Origin of the sequence: Kribbella sindirgiensis (genome assembly GCF_004331435.1) — a bacterium.
GTDB classification, from domain to species: domain Bacteria; phylum Actinomycetota; class Actinomycetes; order Propionibacteriales; family Kribbellaceae; genus Kribbella; species Kribbella sindirgiensis.
This window is the reverse complement of record NZ_SJKA01000005.1, coordinates 459,192-481,493: the sequence shown is the minus strand read 5'-3', so window position 1 is coordinate 481,493 and position 22,302 is coordinate 459,192. Positions and strand designations below refer to the sequence as shown.

Below are 22,302 nucleotides of genomic sequence, written 5' to 3'. Positions count from 1 at the left end.
GTCCTGACCCACGAGTTGCGATGACGATCTCGCAGCTCGCTCCCGAGCGTGCGTTGCGGCGGCTGGAGCTGACCGTCGTACGGCGGCTCGAGGGCTACCTGCACGGGGAGCACCTCGGTCTGCTCCCGGGGCCCGGCACCGAGCTGGCCGAGGCACGTGAGTACCAGGTCGGCGACGACGTACGGCGGATGGACTGGGCCGTCACCGCGCGGACCACGGTTCCGCACGTCCGCGACCTGATCGCGGACCGTGAGCTGGAGACCTGGGCGCTGGTGGACCTGTCCGGCTCGATGGACTTCGGTACGTCGACGCTCGAGAAGCGGGAGCTGGCGGTCGCGGCCGTCGCGACGGTCGGGTTCCTGACCCACCGGCTGGGCGACCGGTTCGGTGGGCTGATGCTGCGTGATTCCGCGCTCCGCCGGTGGCCGGCGCGGTCCGGGCGGCTCGCGCTGTACGGCCTGCTGCGGGCGCTGCTGGCCGAGCAGTTCAACGGCGACGAGGAGGCGCACCGCAGCGATCTGGCCGCGGCGATCGAGTCGATGGCGCGGACGCAGCGTAAGCGCGGACTGCGCGTGATCGTCTCCGACTTCCTCACCCCGCAGGACGGCGAGGTGGCCTCCCAGATCGAACCGTCCTGGGAGCGCGCGATGCGCAAGCTGACCGCGCAGCATCAGGTGCTGGCGGTGGAGATCGTCGACCCCCGCGAGCTGGAGCTGCCGAACATCGGTGTCGTCACGATCGGTGACCCGGAGACCGGCGAGGTTCGCGAGATCGACACCCGGCGACGCAAGGTCCGGGAGGCGTTCGGGACGGCCGCGCTCGCGCAGCGGGAACGAACGCGAGCCGCCCTGCGTAGGGTAGGTGCGGGGCACCTGGTGCTGCGGACCGACCGCGACTGGGTCGCCGACACCGTGCGGTTCGTGCTCGCCTACCGGCATGTCGCGGCCCGTCTGCACCAACCGCCGAAGGGAGTGGCTCGCTGATGGAGTTCTTGTCTCCGGGGCGGTTGTGGTTCCTGCTGCTCATCCCGCTGATCCTCGCGGGGTACATCTTTCTCCAGCACCGTCGCTCGCAGTACGCGCTGCGCTTCACCAACATCGCGCTGCTGGACCGGGTTGCTCCGCGGCGGCCGCAGTGGCGGCGGCACCTGGCCGTCGGGCTGGCGCTGCTGGCCGCGCTGACCTGCGTCGTGGCGTTCGCGCAGCCGAAGGACAAGGTGAAGGTGCCGCGCGAGCGGGCCACGATCGTGGTGGCGATCGACGTCTCGCTGTCGATGATGGCCACCGACATCGACCCGAACCGGCTCGAGGCCGCGAAGAAGTCGGCGAAGAACTTCGTCAACCAGCTGCCCGGCAAGTTCAACGTGGCGCTGGTGAACTTCGCCGGTACGGCCTCGATCATCGTGCCCCCGACCACCGATCGAGCGACCGTGCTGCGCTCGATCGACGGGTTGGAGCTGGCCGAGTCGACCGCGACCGGTGAGGGCATCTTCACCTCGCTGCAGGCGCTCACCCAGGTCCCGCCGGACCCCGAGCACCCGACCGAGCCGGCCCCGGCGCGGATCGTGCTGCTGTCCGACGGGAAGCGGACCGTCGGCCGGACCGCCCAGGAGGGCGCGCAGGCCGCGAAGGCGAAGAGCACCCCGGTGTACACGATCTGCTTCGGCACCGACTCCGGCTTCATCGAGATGGACGGCATTCGGCAGCGGGTCCCACCGGACCGCGCCGAGCTGCGGTCGGTCGCCGAGATCAGCGGCGGCAAGGCCTACACCGCGGAGTCCGCCGGCGAGCTCGAGGACGTCTATAAGGACATCGGCTCCTCGGTCGGGTACGACGAGGTCGACAAGGAGATCACCGCCCGGTACGCCGGGATCGCGATGCTCTTCACCCTCGCCGCAGCCGGCGCCTGCATCGCCCTCGCAACGCGCTTCCCCTAGGCGTCGGACCCGGGCGTGATGTTCTACGCTCGCCCTACGCCAAGAGTAAGGAACGCGGGTGGCCGACCTTTCCAGACGCCAGGTGACGCTCGACGAGGTCGCCGAGCGTGCCGGTGTGTCCCGGTCGGCGGCGTCGCGTGTCATCAACAACGCCCCGCACGTCAGCAAGGCGAAACGGGCCGCGGTACTGCGGGCAGTCGCCGACCTGGGCTACGTGCCCAACGCAACGGCGCGGGCGCTCGCGACGCAGCAGGCCGGTGCGGTGGTGCTGGCGATCTCCAGTGACAGTCCGCAGGTGTTCGCAGACCCGTTCTTCGCCGAGGTGGTGGTCGGGATCTCGGCGGCGCTGGAGGAGACCGAGCTGGAGCTGATGTTGCTGCTGGCAACGTCGTCGCGGGGACAGACCCGGCTCGAGCAGCTGCTCCGGACCCGGCAGGCCGCCGGCGTGATGCTGATGTCGATGCACGGCGACGACCCGCTGGCGCGGCTCGCCGAGAAGTCCGACGTACCGGTGGTGTTCGGCGGCTGCCCGATCGGCTTCGAACCGCGGTACTACGTCGACGCGGACAACCGCGGCGGCGCGCGACTGGCGACCGAACACCTGATCGCGAGCGGACGAACCCGGATCGCCACGATCACCGGCCGGATGGACGAGGGCGCCGGCAGCGCGCGGTACAAGGGCTTCCAGGAGGCACTGGCCGTCGCCGGGCTCGACGCGAGCCGCGTTGCCCACGGCGACTTCTCCGAGGACGGCGGGAGCGCGGCGATGCGCGAGCTGCTCGGTCGGCACCCTGACCTGGACGCGGTGTTCGTTGCGTCCGACCAGATGGCCGTCGGTGCGCTGCAGGTGCTGAAGGAGGCCGGGCGCTCGGTGCCGGGCGAGGTGGCGATCGTGGGGTTCAACGACATCGCCGGCGCCCGGCACATCGATCCGCCGCTGACCACCGTGGCTCAGCCGATCCAGTCCCTCGGCCGGGAGATGGCGCGGATGCTCTTGGCGCTCATCTCCGGGGAGACGCCGACACCGTTGATACTCCCGACCCGGCTGGTCCGCCGCGGCTCCAGCTGAGATCGCGACACGACGGTGATGTAGTTGACACGGCGAGGTTGCTGGTGTTGGAGGGGGCTGTGGTGCAAGATGTACCAGAGTTCCGCGGGGCGTCTTGTGATGCCTTGAGGGATCAGTACCGCCAGGACCGACAGGTAAGTGATCGAGAACGCTGGGGAAGGCGCCCCTCGAGCACAGGAGGTCCCGGTGGCGACGACTCGTGGCGTTCTGTACGTCCACACGGTGCCGTCAGCGTTGTGCCCGCATGTCGAGTGGGCCGCGGGCGGCATCCTTGGCGTGCCCGTGAAACTGGACTGGACGCCGCAACCGGCGGCCCAGGGTCAGTACCGGGCCGAGCTGTCGTGGCAGGCTGAGGCCGGCACGGCGGCGAAGCTGGCATCGGCGCTGCGCGGATGGCAGAAGCTCCGGTTCGAGGTGACCGAGGAGCCGAGCAACGGGGTCGAGGGCGAGCGGTACTCGTTCACTCCGGCGCTGGGCGTCTTCCACGCGACCACCGGCGTCCACGGCGACATCATGGTGCCCGAAGAGCGGCTGAAGGCGGCCATGCTGAAGGCGGCGAGCGGCGAAGCCGACCTGACCGAGGAGGTCGAGCGCTTGCTCGGCCGTCCGTGGGACGACGAACTGGAGTCCTTCCGCTACGCCGGCGACGGCGCCCCGGTCCGCTGGCTCCACCAGGTCGTCTGAACGCTTCCTGAGAAGTTCGGAAGAAAGCTGTGAAAGCCAGGGACTTCGCCGAACTTTTCGGTGAGACTGAGCATCAGACGTTCTACAAGGGTGGGAGGGGCCGTGGCCGCTGGGCCACCGGGTGTCGGGACACCCCCGGTGGTTGTTAACAACAGCGGCCGCACCACGTGAAGGGCACGGATCTTCGGATCCGTGCCCTTCAAGCCGTTTCAAGGACCTACAACGGGATGTTGCCGTGGGCGCCGCGGATCGGGCCGTCGGCTTCGGCCTTGGCCAGGGCGGTGGCGAGGGCGGTGGCGAGGGCGGTGCGGGTCCGGGCCGGTTCGACGACCTCGTCGACGACGCCGATCTCCCGGGCCCGGTCGATGCCGCCGGCAATCTTCTCGTGCTCCGCGGCCAGCTCCGCCTCGACCTGAGGGCGGAGCTCCGGGGCCACCTCGGCGAGCTTGCGGCGGTGCAGGACCCGGATAGCCGCCACCGCGCCCATTACGGCGACCTCGGCGCGCGGCCAGGCGAACACCCGGGTCGCACCCAGCGAGCGCGCGTTCATCGCGATGTACGCCCCGCCGTACGTCTTCCTGGTCACCAGCGTCACCCGCGGTACGACGGCCTCCGCGAACGCGTGCAGCAGCTTGGCGCCACGCCGTACGACGCCGTCCCACTCCTGACCGACACCGGGCAGATACCCCGGTACGTCGACCAGGACGACGAGCGGTACGCCGAACGCGTCGCACATCCGCACGAACCGGGACGCCTTCTCCGCGGACAGCGCGTCCAGGCAACCGCCCAGCCGGAGCGGGTTGTTCGCGATCACGCCGATCGTGCGGCCGCCGAGCCGGCCGAGGGTGGTGACGATGTTCGGCGCCCACCGCTGGTGGAGCTCGACCTGTGAAGACTCAGCATCCTCGTCGAGGACCCCTCCGACCAGCGGATGGACGTCGTACGCGCGCTTCGCCGACTCGGGCAGGAACCCGGACAGGTCGGTGTCCGGGATCGCGGTCGACATCGTGCCCTGATTGGCGAGCAGGTCGGCCAGCCGGCGGGCCTGCTCGAGCGCTGCCGCCTCGGTGTCGGTGGTGATGTGGACGACGCCGGACCGCCGCCCGTGCGGCTCGGGGCCGCCGAGGCGGAGCATGTCGACGTCCTCACCGGTGACCGAGCGGACCACGTCCGGGCCGGTCACGAAGATCCGGCCTTCGGGACCGAGGATGACGATATCGGTCAGCGCCGGACCGTACGCCGCGCCGCCCGCCGCCGGGCCGAGGACGACGGAGATCTGCGGGATCTTCCCGGAGGCCTGCGTCATCGCGTAGAAGATCTTGCCGACGGCGTGCAGGCTGAGCACGCCCTCGGCCAGCCGGGCGCCGCCGGAGTGCCACAGGCCGATGATCGGCACCTGCTCCGCCCGCGCCACCTCGTACGCCTGGACGACGACGTCGCAGCCCTCGTCGCCCATTGCGCCGCCCATCACGGTCGCGTCGGAACAGAACGCGACCACCGGCGCACCCTCGATGGTGCCGCGGGCCGCGACCATCCCGGACAGGTTGTCCGGCGTGAGCAGCTCGAGGCTGCCCGGGTCGAGCAGATTGGTCAGCCGGGTGACGGGGTTGCGGGGGTCGAGTTCCCGGGGGAGCTTGGCCGGTTTCGCCGGTGCGGTCGTGGTCATGCGGTCCTCCGGGGGGTGAAGGAACTTCGGGTGCCGCCCGGCAGGATCCCGCCGGGCGGCAAAGGCGGCCGCCCTAGATCGACTTGAAGGCGATGGCGGCGTTGTGGCCGCCGAAGCCGAAGGAGTTGTTCAGCGCGGCGATGTCGCCGTCGGGCAGCTTGCGCTGCTCGGTCGCGACGTCCAGTTCGATCTGGTCGTCGAGCTTGTCGACGTTGATGGTCGGCGGCGAGACCCGGTTCTTCAGCGCGAGCACGGTGGCGACCGACTCGACCGCGCCGGCGCCGCCGAGCAGGTGACCGATCATCGACTTCGGCGCGGTGGCGACCGCGTGGTCGGCATCCTTGCCGAGTGCCTGCCGGATCGCGATCGACTCGGCGATGTCGCCCTGCGGCGTCGACGTGGCGTGCGCGTTGATGTGGAAGATGTCGGCCGGGGTCAGGTCGCCCTCGGACAACGCCCGCTGCATCGCCCGCCGCGCACCGGAACCGGTCGGGTCGGGCTGCGCGATGTCGTGGCCGTCGGCGGAGATGCCGGCGCCGGCGAGCTCGGCGTAGATCTTCGCGCCGCGTGCCTTCGCGTGCTCGTACGACTCCAGGATCAGGATCCCGGCGCCCTCACCGAGCAGGAACCCGTCGCGGTCCAGGTCCCACGGACGCGAGGCCTTCTCCGGGTCGTCGTTGCGCTTGCTGAGCGCCTGCATCATCCCGAACGCGGCCAGCGGCAGCGCCATGATCGCGCCCTCGGCGCCACCGGCGACCACCACGTCGGCGCGGCCGAGCCGGATCTGGTCCAGACCCAGCCAGATCGCCTCGTTGCCGGATGCGCAGGCCGAGACCGGGGTGTGGACGCCGGCCTTCGCGCCGAGCTCGAGGCTGACGTAGGCCGCCGACGAGTTCGGCATCAGCATCGGGATCGCCAGCGGCGACACCCGGCGTGGGTTCTGCTGCAGGGCGTCGTAGTTCGACAGCGTGGTGTGCAGGCCGCCGATTCCGGAGGCCACCGCCACGCCGAGCCGCTCCTTGTCGAGCCCGGAGTCCTCCAGGCCGGAGTCGGCCCAGGCCTCGCGGGCGGCGACGACGGCGAGTTGCGCCGTACGGTCCAGACGGCGGGCCTTGACGCGCTCGATGACCTCGGTCGGCTCGACCGCGACCGGTGCGGCGATCTGCACCGCCAGGTTCTGCACCCACTCGTCGGTCAGCCGCCGTGCGCCGGAGCGACCGGCCAGCAACCCTTCCCAGGTGCTGGTCACGTCGCCGCCGAGCGGAGTCGTGGCTCCGAGTCCGGTGATGACGACTCGGGTCTTCGACATGGTTACCTCATCCTTCACATGAGCGTTCTGCGGTTGGGAGCGAGGGGTGGGTACTGCGTGGTGCTCATCGGACCGCCGGTGCCAGGACCGGTGCCAAGAAGGGCCCGATGAGCACCCGGGCCAGCACGGTGACGGCGGACGTCAGCCGTTCTGGGCGCGCTCGATGAACGCGACCGCGTCGCCGACGGTCTTCAGGTTCTTGACCTCGTCGTCGGGGATCTTCACGTCGAACTTCTCCTCGGCGGCCACCACGACCTCCACCATGGAGAGCGAGTCGACGTCGAGGTCGTCGGTGAAGGACTTGTCCAGCTGGACGTCCTCGACCGGGATGCCGGCGATCTCGTTCACGATCTCGGCGAGGCTGGAACGGATCTCTTCGGTGCTGGCCATCTCTTGGGTTCCCTTTCGGATTTCTGCTGACTTACTGCCGGTGCAGCCACCTGAGCTGCTCCGGACAACTATGGACTACGGCAACCGGATCACTTGGGCTGCGTAGACGAGCCCCGCGCCGAAGCCGATGATGAGCGCGAGGTCACCGCTCTTGGCCTCACCGGACTCGCGCATCGCGGTGATCGCGAGCGGGATGGAGGCCGCGGACGTGTTGCCCTGCCGCTCGATGTCGCGGGCGATCTTCACGTGCTCGGGCAGCTTCAGCGTCCGGCGCATCGCGTCGGTGATCCGCATGTTCGCCTGGTGCGGGACGAACAGGTCGAGCTGCTCCGCCTTCACACCGGCCACGTCCAGCGCCTGCTGCGCGGCCTTGGCCATCTCGAACGACGCCCAGCGGAACACCGGGTTGCCGTCCATCGTGAGGTGCGGCCAGTTGTGGTTGCCGTGCACCTCCACCCAGGATTCCTTCTGGCTGATCACCTGGTGCTGCGTGCCGTCGGAGCCCCACACCACCGGGCCGATCCCCGGTTCGTCGGTCGGTCCCACGATCGCGGCGCCGGCGCCGTCGGCGAAGATGAACGCCGTACCGCGGTCGGTCCGGTCGGTGATGTCGCTGAGTCGCTCGACCCCGATCGCCAGTACGTACTTCGCGCTGCCGCCGCGAACCAGGTCGTTGGCCATCGCGACGCCGTAGCAGAAGCCCGCGCAGGCCGCGGAGATGTCGAACGCTGCGGCCGTCGGGGCGCCGACCTCGACCGCGATCCGGGTCGCGATCGCCGGCGTCTGGTACAGGTGCGTGACGGTCGCGACGATCACGCAGCCGATCTCGGACGGGTCGATCCCGGAGTCGGCGAGCGCCTCCTTGGCCGCGTTCACCGACATCATCAGGACGGTCTCGTCCTCGCTCGCCCAGCGCCGCTCCTTGATCCCGGAGCGGGTCTGGATCCACTCGTCGCTGGAGTCGATCTGCTCGAGGATCTCGGCGTTCGGCACCGCCCGGCGCGGCCGGTACGACCCGATCCCGAGAATTCCGGCGTACTGCGAACCTGTCGACGCGGTGATCATGCGTTGCTCCCGGCGGGGTGAAGGCGGACGAGGGGCTGGCCGGGGGCGACCGGGTCGCCCTCCTCTACGAGCCATTCGACGACGATGCCGCCGTGCGGCGCGGTCACGTCGACCTCGTCCCGCAGGCTCGCCACCTTCGCGACGACCTCGCCGGCCTCGACGGTCGCGCCGGACTCCCGCAGTACGTCGACCTTGCGGGTGAAGGTGCCCTTGATCGGGGCGACCAGCAGTCGCCACGTGGGGGAGGCGTCGATCTCGGACGGGCTGCCGTGCTTCTCGACGAACGCGCGGGCGTCGTCGAGCTGGTCCGGGGTTTTGAGGGCGAACGTCTCGACACCCTTGAGGGCGCGCCGGGCGATCCCGGTCAGGGTGCCCGCCGGCGGGAGCTCCAGGATGCCGGTCACCTCGAGGTCGGCCATCGTCTGCATGCACAGGTCCCAGCGGACCGGCGCGTTCACCTGGTCGACGAGCCGCTGCAGGACGTCCCGGCCGTCGTGGACGACGTGGCCGTCGCGGTTCGAGATCAGGCGGGTCCGCGGGTCGTGGGTGCTGATCGCGGTCGCGTACTTCGCCAGCGTCTGGACGGCCGGCTCCATGTGCCGGGTGTGGAACGCACCGGCCACCGACAGCGGGATCAGCCGGGCCTTCGCGGGCGGATCGGCGGCCAGCGCGGCCAGCTCCTCGACGGTGCCTGCGGCAACGATCTGGCCGGGGCCGTTGTCGTTGGCGGGCGTCAGGCCGTGCTCGGCGAGCTTGGCGAGGATCTCGTCGCGGTCGCCGCCCAGCACCGCGGTCATCGAGGTCGGCGTCAGCGCGGCCGCCGCGGCCATCGCCTTGCCGCGCTCGCGGACCAGGACCATCGCCTGCTCGGCGGACAGCACACCGGTACCGGCCGCGGCGGCGAGCTCACCGACGCTGTGACCGGCGACCGCGCCGACCTTCGCCAAGGCGTCGGCCGGGTGCGGGAAGACCGCCAGCGCGGCCAGCACGCTGGCCGCGACCAGCAGCGGCTGCGCGATCGCGGTGTCCCGGATCGTGTCGGCGTCGGCTTCGGTGCCGTAGTGGGCGAGGTCGAGACCGGCGACCGCGGAGAGCCAGTTCAGCCGGCTCTCGAACACGGGATCCGCCAGCCACGGCTCGAGGAATCCTGGGGTCTGGGCACCCTGACCGGGCGCGACGATGACGAGCACGTGACCACTCTCCCTCACAGCTGCCGGTCGTGAGCGGAAAGGCGAGCACGAATTCTCCGGGACCGGTTTGTGGAGATCCTACAAAACGGTGCTTCCGGGCTCGGGATTGAGCAGGCGGCCCAAGGTCAGTGCGACACGCAACGTGAAACTGTCGCGGGGATCGAGCGGGTTGTACCCGGTGATGTCCGCCACACGCTTCAGCCGGTACCGGACGGTGTTGGCGTGGATGAACATCGCCCGGGCCGTCGCCTCGATCGAACCACCCGAGTCCAGGTACGCCGAGACCGTGTCGAGGAGCACGCCATCGCCTACGGTGAGCGGGCCGTAGACCTCGTTGGCGAGCTGCCGGCGCGCGTGGCCGTCTCCGGAGAGTGACCGTTCCGGGAGCAGTTCGTCGGCCGGCACGGGTCGCGGGGCGCCCGGCCAGGCCACCGCGGCGCGGAGTCCGGCGACGGCGGCCCGGGCCGAGGTCACGGCCGACATCAGGTCCTTCACCACCGGTCCCACCACGATCGGACCGGGTCCAAACCAGGGCGCGAGTTTTTGTACGATCTCGACAGGTTTGCTCGTACCGCCGAGTACCACCACCAGGCGGTCGCCCTGGATCGCACACAGAGCGTCAGCACCCGCCTCGCGGGCCGCGTTCCTGACCAGATCTGCGACGTTCGAGCCGGCGTTCCGTGCTTCGGCAGGTTCCGCGGCGGGGGCCCGGCCGACCACCACGGCGACCTCGGCCGCTCCCGTCGTACCGGCGACCCCGGTCCAGCCGAGGGCTGAGGCGCGGGAGCGGACCGACTCGTCGGCCTCACCGCGGATCACCGAGTCGACGAGGAGGGCTTCCAGGCGGGCGTCCCAGGCGCCGCGCATCTCGGCGGCCTGCGCGTAGACGGTGGCCGCGGCGAACGCGACCTCGCGGGCGTAGCGCTGGATGGCCTCGTGGACGATCGGTACGTCGGCCGGCGGCAACAGGGTGCCGATGGTGGTCTCGATGGTCTCGATCGTCGTCCGGACCAGGTCGACGGTCTGGTGCAGCGAGATCACCCGGGTGAACTCGCGCGGCGCGGAGCCGAAGATCCGGGTCGGCATCGACGAGTGCGCCTCGGGGTCGCGGAACCACTCGACGAACGCCGAGATCCCGGACTGCGCGACGAGCCCGATCCACGACCTGTCCTGCGCGGACAGGGTCGCGAACCACGGCAGCTTCGCCTCCATCGCCGCCATCGCTGCGGTCGCCAACGCGCCGGTCGCGCCCTGCAACCGGTCCGCCCGCGCCAGATGCGCCTTCGTCACCACCCCCCGACCCTAGCCCCCGCCAACTCTTCCGCATTTGGCTGGCCGACCCATCAGATCCGGGGTTCCTGACCCAGGTTCAGGGTCAGGAACCCCCAACTTGGTGGGTCAGCCAGGCAAATTGGTGGGTCGGCCAGGCAAATTGGTGGGTGGGCCAGGCAAATGGCGGAAGATGGGGGAATGACGGACAACGCGGGTGTGGCGGACGCGGTGGCGGCGCTTCGGGCGATCGGGTACTACCTCGAGCGTGACCGGCAGCCGACGCACCGGGTGAAGGCGTACCGGCGGGCGGCCGACACGATCGCCGCGTTGCCGGCCGCCGAGGTGCGCGCGCGGCGCCGCGCGGGGACGCTGACCGAGCTGCCGGGGATCGGGCCGAAGACCGAGGCCGTGATCGTCGAGGCGATGGACGGCGAGACCCCGGCGTACCTCGTCAAGCTGGAGGGTGCCGCGGGTGAGCTGACCGGAGCGGGCCAGGGTCTGCGCGCCGAGCTGAAGGCGGACCTGCATCTGCACTCGGAGTGGTCCGACGGCGGCAGCCCGATCGAGGAGATGGCGCGTACGGCGCACCGCCTGGGCCACTCGTACATGGCGCTCACCGATCACTCGCCGCGGCTGACCGTGGCCAACGGCCTGTCCCGCGAACGCCGCCTGCAGCAGCTCGAGGTCGTTGCCGAGCTCAACAAGAAGCTCCAGGACGAACTGGACGGCTTCACGATCCTGAACGGGATCGAGGTCGACATCAACGAGGACGGCTCCCTCGACTGCGACTCCGAGATCCTCGCCCGGCTGGACGTGGTGGTGGCGAGCGTGCACTCGAAGCTGCGGATGGCGTCCGAGCCGATGACGGAGCGGATGGTCCGCGCGATCGCCAACCCGCACGTGGACGTCCTCGGACACTGCACCGGCCGGCTGATCACCGGCGGGCGCGGGACCCGTCCCGAGTCCGAGTTCGACGCCGAGGTGGTGTTCGAGGCGTGCCGTCAGTTCGGTACCGCGGTCGAGATCAACTCCCGTCCCGAACGGCTCGACCCGCCCAAGCGGCTGCTGTCGATGGCGGTCGAGATGGACTGCGTGTTCTCGATCGACACTGACGCGCACGCGCCCGGCCAGCTCGACTGGCAGGTGTACGGCTGCGAACGCGCCGAGGACTGCGGCGTCACGGCGGACCGCGTCATCAACACCTGGGACCAGCACCAACTCGCGGAATGGACGGCATCATGAGCGACCTGGAGAAGGATCCGGCAGAGGTCGTCGGGACCGGGGACTGTGAGGGGCCTGCGCTGGAGATGCTCGAAGGGCGGGAGGTCGTGCTGGGGCGATCGACCACCGTGCGGCGGTTGCTGCCGAACAAGAATCGCCGGATGGTCGGTGCCTGGTGCTTCGTGGACCACTACGGACCGGACGACCTGGCGCGGCGCGTCGACTCGTACGACGTACCGGGGGAGCGCGGCATGCAGGTCCCGCCGCACCCGCACACGAGCCTGCAGACGGTGAGCTGGCTGTTCGAGGGCGAGATCGAGCACCGCGACAGCGTCGGCTCGCACGCGTTCGTCCGCCCGGGCGAGCTGAACATCATGACCGCCGGCAACGGCATCGCGCACTCCGAGGTCTCCACGCCGGACGCCCCGCCGAGGCTGCACGGCGCCCAGTTATGGGTCGCTCTGCCGGACGACGTCCGTACGACGACCCCGCCCGCCTTCAACGCGTACGCCGACCTGCCGCGCCTCGAACTCGACGGCGCCCAGATGACCGTGATGATCGGGACCGTCGCCGGTGTCACCTCACCCGCCCCGGCGTACACCCCGCTCGTCGGCGCCGACATCACGATCGGGCCGGGGCAGTCGCTTGACCTCCCGCTGACCCCTTCCAACGAGTACGCCGTGCTCGTGGTCGACGGATCGCTGACGGTCGGGGACCTCCACCCGGGGTTCGGCGAGATGACCTACCTCGGCGCCGGCCGGGACGCGATCGAGCTCGCTGCCTCGGACGATGGCGTGCGGTTCCTGCTGCTCGGCGGCGAGCCGTTCGAGGAGGAACTGGTGATGTGGTGGAACTTCATCGGCCGCTCGCACGAGGAGATCGTCGCCGCGCGGGACGCCTGGCAGGCCGCGATCGATGCTGCGGGCAACGACCGGTTCCCGATGGTGCCGGGGTACGACGGCGACCCGCTGCCGGCGCCGCCGCTGCCCGGGACGACGCTCAGACCGCGACCGCGGGCACGCTGACCCGCCGCCGGTAGTACGCCCAGGTGAGGACCAGGAGCGCGGGGCCCCAGAGCTGCAGCGGTGCGTAGCAGGTGATCATCAGCGCTGCCCACGGCGTGCTGGAGAACGGGATGAAGTCGTCGGTGAAGACGTCACGGAACCCGTACGTCCAGATCGCCATCAGGGACAGCGATCCCAGTACGGCGGGCACGATCGCGGCGTACGGATGCACCCGCCGGCCGCCGATGAGCGGGATCCAGCGCGGCGCGATCTCGCCCCAGCGACTGACCAGGCCCAATGCGGTCAGGGCGACCAGCTCGGAGAAGATCGACAGCGAGACGACGTACACCTTGGCGCCGAGACCGGTGAGGTAGATGTGGTTGCCGTTGTCGTCGAGCATGCCCATTGACGAACCGAACACCAGGCCGAGCCGCCAGAGGCCGGACGGCAGGGTCAGGAACGGGATCGCGTGGGCGAGGACGTAGGCCCAGCGGGGGACGGGACGCTCTGTTGTGCTCACGTTCCGAGCATCCGGCTCGGCGCGCGGCGCCGCCTCACCCGTCGGAGTGAAGTGGCTCCCTCCGAGGACCGATTCCTTGTTCCAGTACGTCGAACGCGCGGTGACCGGGCGGGTCCGCGCGCCGTCCTCAGAGCAGGTCGTGATCGCGGGCGTAGGCCGCGGCCGCGGTCCGGGACGGTACCTCGAGCTTCGCGAAGATGTTGGTGAGGTGCCGGGCGACGGTCTTGTCGCTCAGCACCAGCCGCTCCGCGATCTCGGCGTTACTGTTGCCCACCGCAACCAAGCGCAGGACGTCCAGCTCGCGCCCGGTCAGCCCGCCCGCGGTACTGCGGCCGATCAGCCGCTCGACGCCCTGCCGGGCCGGTTCCGCGCCGAGCCCGGCGAAGCTGCGGCACGCCGCGGTCAGCTCGGCGGTGGCCGAATCGTCGTCGCCGAGCAACCGGACCGCCTGCCCGACCAGCACCTTCGCGCGCGCCAGCTCGTACGGCGCCCGTAGCTCACTCCACAACCGCACGGCCGTCCGGGCGTGCGGCAGCGCCCGGTCCGGATCGTCGTCCGCCAACGCCACCAGGGCCGAGCAGTACGCCGCTGACGCCCGCAGCCCCTCGCATCCGAAGCCGGTGGCGATTGTCAACAATTCACCGGCCGCCGCTTCCGCCTCGGCGAACGCATCACCGGCGAGCAGCACCTCGACCGCACCCGCCAGCAACCGCGACCGATGTACCGGATCGCCCGTCTCCGCGAGCAACCGGCGTACGGCGGCCACCGCCCCCGGGACACGCCCGCGCGCGACCATCAGCAAGGCCCGCCCGGGTTGCGCCTCGTACCCGAACCCGGCCGCCGCGTCGTACGACGCATCCGCCCCGCTGAAGTCTCCGCGAATCCGCAGTACGTCGCCGCGCTCGCCCAACGCCAGCCCTGCCGCGACGTTCGACCCGGACGCCTCGTACCGCCGGCACGCGTCCTCGAACTCCGCCAGCGCCTCCGGGTACGCCGCATGCAGCCGCAGGATCTGGCCGCGGTGGACGGCACACTGCCCGGTGAACGGCACCAGGTCCGGCTGACTGTCGCACCAGCGCGTCAACGCCGCCGTCCACGCGGACGCCCGCCCGAAGTCGAGGACCTCCTGGCAGCCTTCGATCATCGCGCAGTACACACTGCCCGCGAAGATCGGTGACACCTCACCGGCGGCGACGCCGACCATCGCCTCGTCCATCAGCGCGAGCCCTTCCGGCACGCGGCCGGAGTACAGCAGCAGACGGCCCTTGCACACCAGGCCCTGGGCCAGCAGGTCCGAGTCCCCGTGCCGCCGGGCGATCGCGACGATGTCCTCTCCGACTTCCAGCGCGCCCTGGAAGTCCGCCTGGTCCAGGCACCGGAAGAAGTCGTGGATCCGCAGGTAGCCGCGCTCCACGACGTCCTCCGGATGGTCGACCATCAACCGCTCGGCGCGCGCCGCCCAGCCGTTGCCGACGGCTCCTTCACCGCGGTCGTTCAGCACCCGGGCCAGCCAGAACGCGAACCGGATCGCGCCAAGCGTGTCCTTGGCCTCGATCTGCTGACGGTAACCGCGCTGCAGCGCCCGGATACAGGCGTCGGTGTCGCCGAGCAGGTACGCGGCGGTGGCCAGGGTGCCCAGCTCGTCCGGCCCCAGACCGGTCGCACCCTGCTCCCGGTCGACCGCGGCGAGCTTCTCGTACGCGACCGCCCAGTCCCGCCGCTCGAACGCCGACCGGGCCCGCTGCAGATCGTCGACAATCCCCATGTAACCCCCCACCGAGCATGCGCCACTGAGGTCCTGTCTGGCAATCCATCGCCTACTGCGGGGCACTCGGCACGGCACCTCGCCGCACGGGTGCAAAGGCCACGATGCTCCGCATCGAGACCTTCGCCCCCGCACGCCGAGCTACCGCACCGAGCACCTCCTCGCTACGGCGCTGGATCACCAGACAGGACCTGGTCACGCGGCGGCAAGACTCCGGCCCGCGCTGGTGCGTGCCGTGATCCTCCGGGCGACGTACGCCGCGTCCCGGCCGACGCCAGGCAGGACCATCGAACTGAAGGCGTACTGGAAGCACAGTCCGCAGAAGAACAGCCCGGGCGCGTCCGCGGCGACCCCGCGGTACTCGCGCGGCCAGCCGTCAGCGCCCGCGACCGGGACCTTGATCCAGTCGAACACCTGCCGGAACCCGGTCGCCCACACCACGTTCGCCACGTCCAGCACCCGGCCGTCAGCCAGCAGCGGCCGGCCGTCCTGGACGCCGACGACCCGGTCGGGCACCCGCTCCACCCCGCGAGCCAGCAGGTCGGCCCGCTTGACCCGGATCATCGGACCGCCGTGGTACCGCAGGTCCTTCATCGCGACCTTGCCGAGCGGCGAGCGGCGGGTGAGGACGTGCCGCCCGACGAACAGGAAGATCGGCCAGAACACCTTCTGCCCCGCCCGTCCCGGCTTGAACGGCATCTGCCCGGGATCACGACCGCACAGCACGGTCGGGTGCGTCTCGGCGACCTCGTACGCGACGTCCGTACCGGAGTGCGAGCCGCCGACGACCAGCACCGGCCCGTCCTTGAGCTGCGCCGGCCGCTGGTACTCCGACGAGTGCAGTTGCCGGATCGCCGGGTCCAGGTCGACCGCGTAGTCCGGGAGGTACGGCGTGCGGCCGAACGTCCCGGTCGCGACGACGACGTTGTCGGCCGTGAGCTCCTCGCGCCCGACGGTGACGACCCACCGGTCGTCGCGGCGTTCGAGCCGGTCGACCCGGGCGTTCGGCCGGATCGGCAGCGCGAAGTGAGCGGCGTACGACGCGAGGTAGTCGGCCACCTCGTCCTTGCCGGGGTAGTGCCACGGATCGCCCGGGAACGGGAGTCCGGGCAGCCCGTCGTACTTCGCCGGTGAGTACAGCCGCAGGCTGTCCCAGTGCGACCGCCACTGGTCGCCGACCCGGGCGTTGCCGTCGAGGATCGTGAACGGCTCCCCGAGCCGTTGCAGCTGGTGACCGGTCGCGAGCCCGGCCTGACCGGCGCCGATGATGATGGTGTTCATGTAACAACCTCCCTGACAGGGCGTCCGACCTGGTGCCGGGAAGCGTGGAAGCGCAGCCACCACAGCAACATCAGCGCGGACGTCACGACGTAGAAGCCGTGCAGGATCCAGATCGGTCCCGGCGGCAGGTGCACCACGTAGATGCAGTGGACGGCGTTGCCGACGTTGGCCAGGACCAGGTTGGCCGGGCTGTACGACGCGAGGTCGCGGGTCCGGATCGCCCGGACCACCATCGGCAGGGCGCTCGACGCGAAGAGGATGGTGGACATCGTCCCCGCGAGAAGAGCAACGCTTGCGCCAGTCATGTCACGGACGCTAGGTCTCCCGGGTCGCCGCCCGCGTCGGACGGAATGCGCAACTCGCGAAGCCTGCGACTACGAGGTTTCTCGTACGCCAGAGCCTTCCCGGACGTCCGTGTGCCGCCGGATCCACGGCGCCAGCGCGAAGACGACGAACGCGACCACGATCGTCACGACCGCGAGACCGCCGAAGTACGCCGTGTCGGACGCGTCCTCGGTCGCCTGCACGAGCTGGGCGGTGATCGCCTGACCCGCGGCCGGGGCCAGGAACCACAGCGCCATCATCTGGCTCAGGAACGCCCGCGGCGCCAGGACCGTCGTCGCGGCCAGGCCGACGGGGGAGAGGAACAGCTCGCCGAGCGTCTGGATCACGTACACGCCGACCAGCCAGAGCGGTGACGCGAGGTTGTCCCCGGCAACCGACGAGGCGAGCGCCATCACCGCGAACGAGATACCGGCCAGCAGCAGACCGGTCGCGAACTTCTGCCCGATCGACGGGCCGCGGTCGCCGAGCCGGATCCAGATCACCGCGAACACCGGCGCCAGCACGACGATCGAGAACGGGTTGACGGACTGGAAGAACTCCGGCGAGATCTCGATCCCGAACAGATCCAGCTGCGTCCGGCTCGCCGCGAACGTCGTCAAGGTGGTCGCGGCCTGCTCGAACAGCATGAAGAACAGCATCGCCGCGACGAACAACGGGATGTACGCGCGGACCCGCTGCCGTTCGGCCGGCGTGACCAGCGGGCTCCGCAGCAGCATCACGAAGTACGCGATCGGCGCCAGGAAGCACACGTACGATGTCGCGTCCACGACCGGCCGCGGACCGACACCGCCGGACCGCCAGGCCGACCAGGCGAACACCACCGCGAGCAGCGCGAAGACCGCGGCCGAGACCTTGATCATCGTCGGCCGGTCGGCGGCGGTCAGTGGGTTCGGCGGGGTGTCGCCGCGGCCGTGCAGGGTCCGCCGGCCCAGCAGGTACGCCACCAGCGCCAGCGTCATACCGACCGCGGCCGCCGCGAACGCGACGTGGAACCCGAACTCGCGGCGCAGGAACCCGACCACGAACGGCGCCGAGAACGACCCGATGTTGATCCCCATGTAGAAGATCGAGAACGCCGAGTCCCGCCGCGTGTCACCCGGGTCGTACAGCGTGCCGACCATCGTCGACACGTTCGGCTTCAGCAGCCCGGTGCCGAGGGCAACCAGTGCGATCCCGGCGTACGCCGGACCGTTCGACGGCAGCGCGAGACACAGGTGGCCGGCGACGATCACGCTCCCGCCGTACAGGACGGTGCGACGGGCGCCGAACACGCGGTCCGCGAACCAGCCGCCGAGCACCGACAGCAGGTACACCGAGGCGCCGTAGATCGACACCACGGCCTGCCCGAGCGACTCACCGAGCCCGAGCCCGTGCGCCTGGTCGGTCAGGTACAGCAACAGGATCGCGCGCATCCCGTAGTAGCTGAACCGCTCCCACAACTCGGTCGTGAACAGCGTCATCAACCCACGCGGATGCCCGAAGAAGGTCTTCTCCTCGGCCTCGGCCTGTTGCAGTTCGGACACGCTCGACTACTCCCCGTCGTCGACAACCCTCAGCGCCGACCGTAGCAAACCGGGGACAGAGCAACGGGCCGCCCACCCCGGCTGGGGTGAGCGGCCCATTGGCACCGGATCAGGCGCCGGCGCCCTCCTGCTTCACGCCGGCGACCGCGGTCGGGTCGTCGATGCGGTACTTGCGGGCTGCCTCGGCGGCGACCTCCGGCTTCACGTCGCCGCGCTTGGCCAGGATCTCCAGCGTGGCGACGACGATCGACTCGGCGTCCACCTGGAAGTGCCGCCGCGCCGCGGCCCGGGTGTCGGCCAGACCCCAGCCGTCGGTCCCGAGCGACGTGTAGTCGTTCGGCACCCAGCGGGAGATCTGGTCCTGCACCGCGCGCATGAAGTCGCTGACGGCAACGACCGGACCCTTCGTGTCCTTGAGCTGCTCGGTCACGAACGGCACCTGCTCCGGCTCCTCCGGGTGCAGCAGGTTGTGCTGCTCGGCGGCGACGGCGTCCCGGCGCAGTTCGTTCCACGAGGTCACGGACCAGATGTCCGCGGCCACGGAGTATTCCTCCGCGAGGATCTGCTGGGCCTTCCGCACCCACGGCAGCGCGACACCGGACCCGAGCAGCTGCACCCGCGGTACGTCGTCACCCTCGGCGGTCTGGTACTCGTCGAAGCGGTACATGCCTTTGAGCAGCCCCGCGACGTCGAGGTTCTCCGGCTCGGCGGGCTGCGCCACCGGCTCGTTGTACACCGTGAGGTAGTAGAAGACGTCCTCGCCGAACGGCTTGTCCTTGTCCAGGCCGTAGCCGTACATCCGGCGCAGACCGTCCTTCACGATGTACGCGACCTCGTAGGCGAAGCCCGGGTCGTAGTGCACCGCCGCCGGGTTGGTGGAGGCGAGCAGCGGCGAGTGACCGTCCGCGTGCTGCAGTCCTTCACCGGTCAGCGTCGTACGGCCGGCCGTCGCGCCGACCAGGAAGCCCCGGCCGAGCTGGTCGCCGAACGCCCAGAGCGAGTCACCGGTCCGCTGGAACCCGAACATCGAGTAGAAGATGTAGAACGGGATCATCGGCTCGCCGTGCGTCGCGTACGCCGTACCGGCCGCGATCATCGAGCCCATCGCGCCGGCCTCGCTGATGCCCTCGTGCAGCAGCTGACCCTGCTCGGACTCCTTGTACGACAGCAGCAGGTTGCGGTCGACGGCCTCGTACGCCTGGCCGTGCGGGTTGTAGATCTTGGCCGTCGGGAACATCGAGTCCATCCCGAACGTGCGGTACTCGTCCGGGGCGATCGGGACGATCCGGTCGCCGATCTCCGGGTCCTTCATCAGGTCGCGGAACAGCCGGACCAGCGCCATCGTGGTCGCGACCGGCGAGTTGTTGCCCTTGGCCAGCGGCTTGTAGACGTCGTCACCAGGCAGCTTCAGCGAGGTCTTCGGCGCCACCCGCCGCTGCGGCAGTGAACCGCCGAGCTGCTTGCGCCGCTCCATCATGTACTGGTACTCGGGCGAGTCGGTGCCGGGGTGGAAGTACGGCGGGTTGTAGGCGTCCTCGAGCGCGGAGTCGTCGATCGGCAGGTACAGCCGGTCGCGGAACGCCTTCAGGTCGTCCGAGGTCAGCTTCTTCATCTGGTGGGTCGCGTTGCGGCCCTCCAGCGCCTCGATCGTCCAGCCCTTGATCGTCTGGGCCAGGATCACGGTCGGCTGCCCGACGTGCTCGGTCGCGCTCTTGAACGCGGCGTACACCTTGCGGTAGTCGTGACCGCCGCGGGGCAGCTTGCGCAGGTCCTCGTCGGACAGGTTGCTGACCATCTGCTGGAGCCGCTGGTCGCCGCCGAAGAAGTTGTTCCGGATGTACTCACCGGACTCGACCGAGTAGGTCTGGAACTGGCCGTCCGGCGTGGTGTTCATCTTGTTCACCAGCGCGCCGTCGTGGTCCTGGGCCAGCAGGTTGTCCCACTCGCGGCCCCAGATCACCTTGACGACGTTCCAGCCGGCGCCGCGGAAGAACGCCTCCAGCTCCTGGATGACCTTGCCGTTGCCGCGGACCGGTCCGTCCAGCTGCTGCAGGTTGCAGTTGATCACGAAGGTGAGGTTGTCGAGCTCCTCGCGCGCGGCCAGGCCGATCGCGCCGAGCGACTCCGGCTCACCCATCTCGCCGTCACCGAGGAACGCCCAGACGTGCTGCTGGCTGGTGTCCTTGATACCGCGGTGGTGCAGGTACCGGTTGAAGCGCGCCTGGTAGATCGAGTTCAGCGCGGCCAGACCCATCGAGACGGTCGGGAACTCCCAGAAGTCCGGCATCAGCCGCGGGTGCGGGTACGACGACAGGCCCTTGTGCGGGCCGCGCGAGACCTCCTGGCGGAAGCCGTCCAGGTCGTCGGTCGTCAGCCGCCCCTCGAGGAAGGCGCGCGCGTACATCCCGGGGGAGGCGTGACCCTGGATGAAGATCTGGTCGCCGCCGCCGGGGTGGTCCTTCCCGCGGAAGAAGTGGTTGAAGCCGACCTCGTACAGGCTGGCGGCCGACTGGTAGGTGGCGATGTGACCGCCGACCTCCAGGCCCTTGCGGTTGGCCTTGCTCACCATCACCGCGGCGTTCCACCGGATGAAGGCCCGGATCCGCCGCTCGATGTGCTCGTCACCGGGGAACCAGGGCTCACGCTCGGGCGGGATCGAGTTGATGTAGTCGGTGCTCCGCAGCGCGGGCACCCCGACCTGTCGCTCCCGGGCGCGCTCGATCAACTTGAGCATCAGGTAGCGCGCTCGCGCCTTGCCCCGTTCGTCCAGGACCGCGTCGAGCGATTCGACCCACTCCCGTGTCTCGTCGGGGTCGATGTCGGGGAGCTGGGTGGGCATCCCCTCGGTGATGATGGCTGGTGGTTCGTGTCCGGAAGCCACGTTGTCCTGCCGTTCTCTCTGGTTGTCTTCACCGCAATCCTGTCACCTGTTCGGTATGCGTTCTACTTCGCCTTCCCTTCCGGCCCGATTCCGGCTGCCCGGACCAGATCTGAGCGGACACGCCTCGTACCCGCCACGCGCATACCGGACACGTCACGGACCCCTGGTGCATACTTGCGCGACGCGGTACGACACGATGGACTATCGCTGAGCAGCAGGCTACTGACACCTACCCCCGGGTAAGCGGGGACCACGGAGGAGGACACGTGAGCGCGACCGCGGACCACGCGGACGGCAAGAGCGGAGTGCCGAACATGGCCTCCCGGCTCGGCCTGGAGGCCGGCTGGGTCGTCCAGGAGATCGGGTACGACGATGACTGCGACGACGAGTTCCGCGATGCGATCCGGGAAGTCACCGGCGAAGCCTTCGTCGACGAGGACACCGACGAAGTCGTCGACGTCGTCCTGCTCTGGTTCCGTGAGGACGACGGCGACCTGGTCGACGCGTTCTTCGACATCCTGACCGACCTCAAGGCCGGTGGCGTGGTGTGGCTGCTGACCCCGAAGGTCGGCCGCGACGGCTACGTCGAGACCAGCGACATCACCGAGGCCGCGCCGGTCGCGGGCCTGGCGACGACCAGCACCCTGAGCGTGACCGACGACTGGTCCGCCACCAAGTTGGTGGTTCCCAAGTCCGGCCGCCGGGGGTGAGCCTCCCGGCTGTCGGCAGCCGGGCCCCCGACTTCGAGACCCAGAACCAGTACGGCGAACCGGTCCGGCTGAGCGACTACGTCGGCCGGCGGGACGTCGTACTGGTCTTCTATCCGTACGCCTTCAGTCAGGTCTGCACCAGCGAACTGACCGAGCTGCGGGACCGCCCGTCGCTGCTGGCGGCCGCCGAGTTCCTGGCGATCTCCTGCGACCCGATGTTCACCCTCCGCGCGTACGCCGACGCGAGGGACCTGAACTTCGGCCTGCTGACCGATTTCTGGCCGCACGGCGCGATCGCCTCGTCGTACGGCGTCTTCGACGCGGGCCGCGGCTGCGCCCTCCGCGGCACCTTCGTGGTGGACCGCACCGGGATCGTTCGCTGGTCCGTCGTGAACCCGATCCCGACCGCCCGGAACCCCGATGACTACGCCGAGGCCCTGGCGAGTCTGGGCACAGATCTCAGGTAGACTC

General features: G+C 70.1%; 20 protein-coding genes. 8 read left to right on the top strand and 12 right to left on the bottom strand.

Annotated features, from left to right (window positions below; genetic code table 11):
* Positions 1-20: 20 nt before the first annotated feature.
* The 4 genes from E0H50_RS17275 to E0H50_RS17260 all read left to right on the top strand — a co-directional run bounded on the left by E0H50_RS17275 (position 21) and on the right by E0H50_RS17260 (position 3,689).
* Positions 21-983, top strand: a complete 963-nt coding sequence (locus E0H50_RS17275) for a DUF58 domain-containing protein (RefSeq protein WP_131289374.1) — start codon at positions 21-23, stop codon at positions 981-983.
* Positions 983-1,936, top strand: a complete 954-nt coding sequence (locus tag E0H50_RS17270; RefSeq protein ID WP_131289372.1) for a VWA domain-containing protein — start codon at positions 983-985, stop codon at positions 1,934-1,936. Before E0H50_RS17275 ends, E0H50_RS17270 begins: the two co-directional genes overlap by 1 nt.
* Positions 1,937-1,994: 58 nt before the next feature.
* A complete protein-coding gene (locus E0H50_RS17265; protein ID WP_131289370.1) occupies positions 1,995-3,005 on the top strand; it encodes a LacI family DNA-binding transcriptional regulator in 1,011 nt (336 codons plus the stop codon).
* A 186-nt stretch (positions 3,006-3,191) separates the two neighbouring features.
* Complete coding sequence (locus E0H50_RS17260; protein WP_131289368.1) at positions 3,192-3,689, top strand: DUF3145 domain-containing protein; 498 nt, start codon at positions 3,192-3,194, stop codon at positions 3,687-3,689.
* A gap of 217 nt (positions 3,690-3,906) precedes the next feature.
* Here the strand turns inward: E0H50_RS17260 and E0H50_RS17255 are convergent, their stop codons facing one another.
* The 6 genes from E0H50_RS17255 to E0H50_RS17230 all read right to left on the bottom strand — a co-directional run bounded on the left by E0H50_RS17255 (position 3,907) and on the right by E0H50_RS17230 (position 10,602).
* A complete protein-coding gene (locus E0H50_RS17255) occupies positions 3,907-5,355 on the bottom strand; it encodes an acyl-CoA carboxylase subunit beta (protein WP_131289366.1) in 1,449 nt (482 codons plus the stop codon).
* 73 nt (positions 5,356-5,428) lie between these two features.
* Positions 5,429-6,664, bottom strand: coding sequence for a beta-ketoacyl-ACP synthase II (gene fabF / locus E0H50_RS17250; protein ID WP_131289364.1), 1,236 nt, complete (start codon positions 6,662-6,664; stop codon positions 5,429-5,431).
* A 141-nt stretch (positions 6,665-6,805) separates the two neighbouring features.
* The gene (locus E0H50_RS17245; protein ID WP_130380551.1) at positions 6,806-7,054 is read right to left on the bottom strand and encodes an acyl carrier protein; all 249 of its coding nucleotides are present in this window, start codon (positions 7,052-7,054) and stop codon (positions 6,806-6,808) included.
* A gap of 75 nt (positions 7,055-7,129) precedes the next feature.
* Positions 7,130-8,119 (bottom strand): beta-ketoacyl-ACP synthase III, encoded by a 990-nt coding sequence (locus tag E0H50_RS17240; RefSeq protein WP_131289362.1) that lies wholly within the window; start codon positions 8,117-8,119, stop codon positions 7,130-7,132.
* Complete coding sequence (locus tag E0H50_RS17235; RefSeq protein WP_131289360.1) at positions 8,116-9,309, bottom strand: acyltransferase domain-containing protein; 1,194 nt, start codon at positions 9,307-9,309, stop codon at positions 8,116-8,118. Before E0H50_RS17235 ends, E0H50_RS17240 begins: the two co-directional genes overlap by 4 nt.
* A gap of 78 nt (positions 9,310-9,387) precedes the next feature.
* Positions 9,388-10,602, bottom strand: coding sequence for a PucR family transcriptional regulator (locus E0H50_RS17230; protein ID WP_238151021.1), 1,215 nt, complete (start codon positions 10,600-10,602; stop codon positions 9,388-9,390).
* Positions 10,603-10,779: 177 nt separating this feature from the next.
* On the opposite strand from E0H50_RS17230, the gene E0H50_RS17225 reads away from it, so the two are divergent.
* Both E0H50_RS17225 and E0H50_RS17220 read left to right on the top strand, forming a co-directional pair.
* Positions 10,780-11,823 (top strand): PHP domain-containing protein, encoded by a 1,044-nt coding sequence (locus E0H50_RS17225; protein ID WP_131289358.1) that lies wholly within the window; start codon positions 10,780-10,782, stop codon positions 11,821-11,823.
* Positions 11,820-12,827, top strand: a complete 1,008-nt coding sequence (locus tag E0H50_RS17220) for a pirin family protein (RefSeq protein ID WP_131289356.1) — start codon at positions 11,820-11,822, stop codon at positions 12,825-12,827. Before E0H50_RS17225 ends, E0H50_RS17220 begins: the two co-directional genes overlap by 4 nt.
* Here E0H50_RS17220 and E0H50_RS17215 read toward each other — a convergent pair.
* The 6 genes from E0H50_RS17215 to aceE form a co-directional block, all read right to left on the bottom strand.
* Entirely contained in the window at positions 12,802-13,326 is a 525-nt protein-coding gene (locus tag E0H50_RS17215; protein WP_131289354.1) for a hypothetical protein, read from the bottom strand. The genes E0H50_RS17220 and E0H50_RS17215 overlap by 26 nt on opposite strands.
* 127 nt (positions 13,327-13,453) lie before the next feature.
* Positions 13,454-15,091 (bottom strand): helix-turn-helix transcriptional regulator, encoded by a 1,638-nt coding sequence (locus tag E0H50_RS17210; protein WP_131289352.1) that lies wholly within the window; start codon positions 15,089-15,091, stop codon positions 13,454-13,456.
* A gap of 195 nt (positions 15,092-15,286) precedes the next feature.
* Positions 15,287-16,372, bottom strand: a complete 1,086-nt coding sequence (locus E0H50_RS17205) for a flavin-containing monooxygenase (RefSeq protein ID WP_131289350.1) — start codon at positions 16,370-16,372, stop codon at positions 15,287-15,289.
* Positions 16,369-16,677 carry a hypothetical protein gene (locus E0H50_RS17200; protein ID WP_131289348.1) on the bottom strand — a complete coding sequence of 103 codons (309 nt, stop codon included), beginning with the start codon at positions 16,675-16,677 and terminating at the stop codon, positions 16,369-16,371. The genes E0H50_RS17205 and E0H50_RS17200 overlap by 4 nt, the downstream gene beginning before the upstream one ends.
* Before the next feature lie 69 nt (positions 16,678-16,746).
* Positions 16,747-18,240 carry a peptide MFS transporter gene (locus tag E0H50_RS17195; RefSeq protein WP_238151020.1) on the bottom strand — a complete coding sequence of 498 codons (1,494 nt, stop codon included), beginning with the start codon at positions 18,238-18,240 and terminating at the stop codon, positions 16,747-16,749.
* Positions 18,241-18,349: 109 nt separating this feature from the next.
* The gene (aceE, locus tag E0H50_RS17190) at positions 18,350-21,079 is read right to left on the bottom strand and encodes a pyruvate dehydrogenase (acetyl-transferring), homodimeric type (protein ID WP_238151040.1); all 2,730 of its coding nucleotides are present in this window, start codon (positions 21,077-21,079) and stop codon (positions 18,350-18,352) included.
* 308 nt (positions 21,080-21,387) lie between these two features.
* Between aceE and E0H50_RS17185 the strand changes: the two genes are divergently transcribed.
* A complete protein-coding gene (locus E0H50_RS17185; RefSeq protein ID WP_131289344.1) occupies positions 21,388-21,831 on the top strand; it encodes a DUF3052 domain-containing protein in 444 nt (147 codons plus the stop codon).
* Complete coding sequence (locus E0H50_RS17180; protein ID WP_131289342.1) at positions 21,828-22,298, top strand: peroxiredoxin; 471 nt, start codon at positions 21,828-21,830, stop codon at positions 22,296-22,298. The genes E0H50_RS17185 and E0H50_RS17180 overlap by 4 nt, the downstream gene beginning before the upstream one ends.
* Positions 22,299-22,302 lie beyond the last annotated feature (4 nt).

Excerpts from the sequence above, each read along its gene's own strand:
- E0H50_RS17245 (WP_130380551.1), bottom strand. The coding sequence starts at position 7,054 with ATGGCCAGCACCGAAGAGATCCGTTCCAGCCTCGCCGAGATCGTGAAC.
- E0H50_RS17270 (WP_131289372.1), top strand. The coding sequence starts at position 983 with ATGGAGTTCTTGTCTCCGGGGCGGTTGTGGTTCCTGCTGCTCATCCCG.
- E0H50_RS17210 (WP_131289352.1), bottom strand. The coding sequence starts at position 15,091 with ATGGGGATTGTCGACGATCTGCAGCGGGCCCGGTCGGCGTTCGAGCGG.
- aceE (WP_238151040.1), bottom strand. The coding sequence starts at position 21,079 with ATGCCCACCCAGCTCCCCGACATCGACCCCGACGAGACACGGGAGTGG.
- E0H50_RS17225 (WP_131289358.1), top strand. The coding sequence starts at position 10,780 with ATGACGGACAACGCGGGTGTGGCGGACGCGGTGGCGGCGCTTCGGGCG.
- E0H50_RS17205 (WP_131289350.1), bottom strand. The coding sequence starts at position 16,372 with ATGAACACCATCATCATCGGCGCCGGTCAGGCCGGGCTCGCGACCGGT.
- E0H50_RS17255 (WP_131289366.1), bottom strand. The coding sequence starts at position 5,355 with ATGACCACGACCGCACCGGCGAAACCGGCCAAGCTCCCCCGGGAACTC.
- E0H50_RS17220 (WP_131289356.1), top strand. The coding sequence starts at position 11,820 with ATGAGCGACCTGGAGAAGGATCCGGCAGAGGTCGTCGGGACCGGGGAC.
- E0H50_RS17200 (WP_131289348.1), bottom strand. The coding sequence starts at position 16,677 with ATGACTGGCGCAAGCGTTGCTCTTCTCGCGGGGACGATGTCCACCATC.
- E0H50_RS17275 (WP_131289374.1), top strand. The coding sequence starts at position 21 with ATGACGATCTCGCAGCTCGCTCCCGAGCGTGCGTTGCGGCGGCTGGAG.
- fabF (WP_131289364.1), bottom strand. The coding sequence starts at position 6,664 with ATGTCGAAGACCCGAGTCGTCATCACCGGACTCGGAGCCACGACTCCG.
- E0H50_RS17240 (WP_131289362.1), bottom strand. The coding sequence starts at position 8,119 with ATGATCACCGCGTCGACAGGTTCGCAGTACGCCGGAATTCTCGGGATC.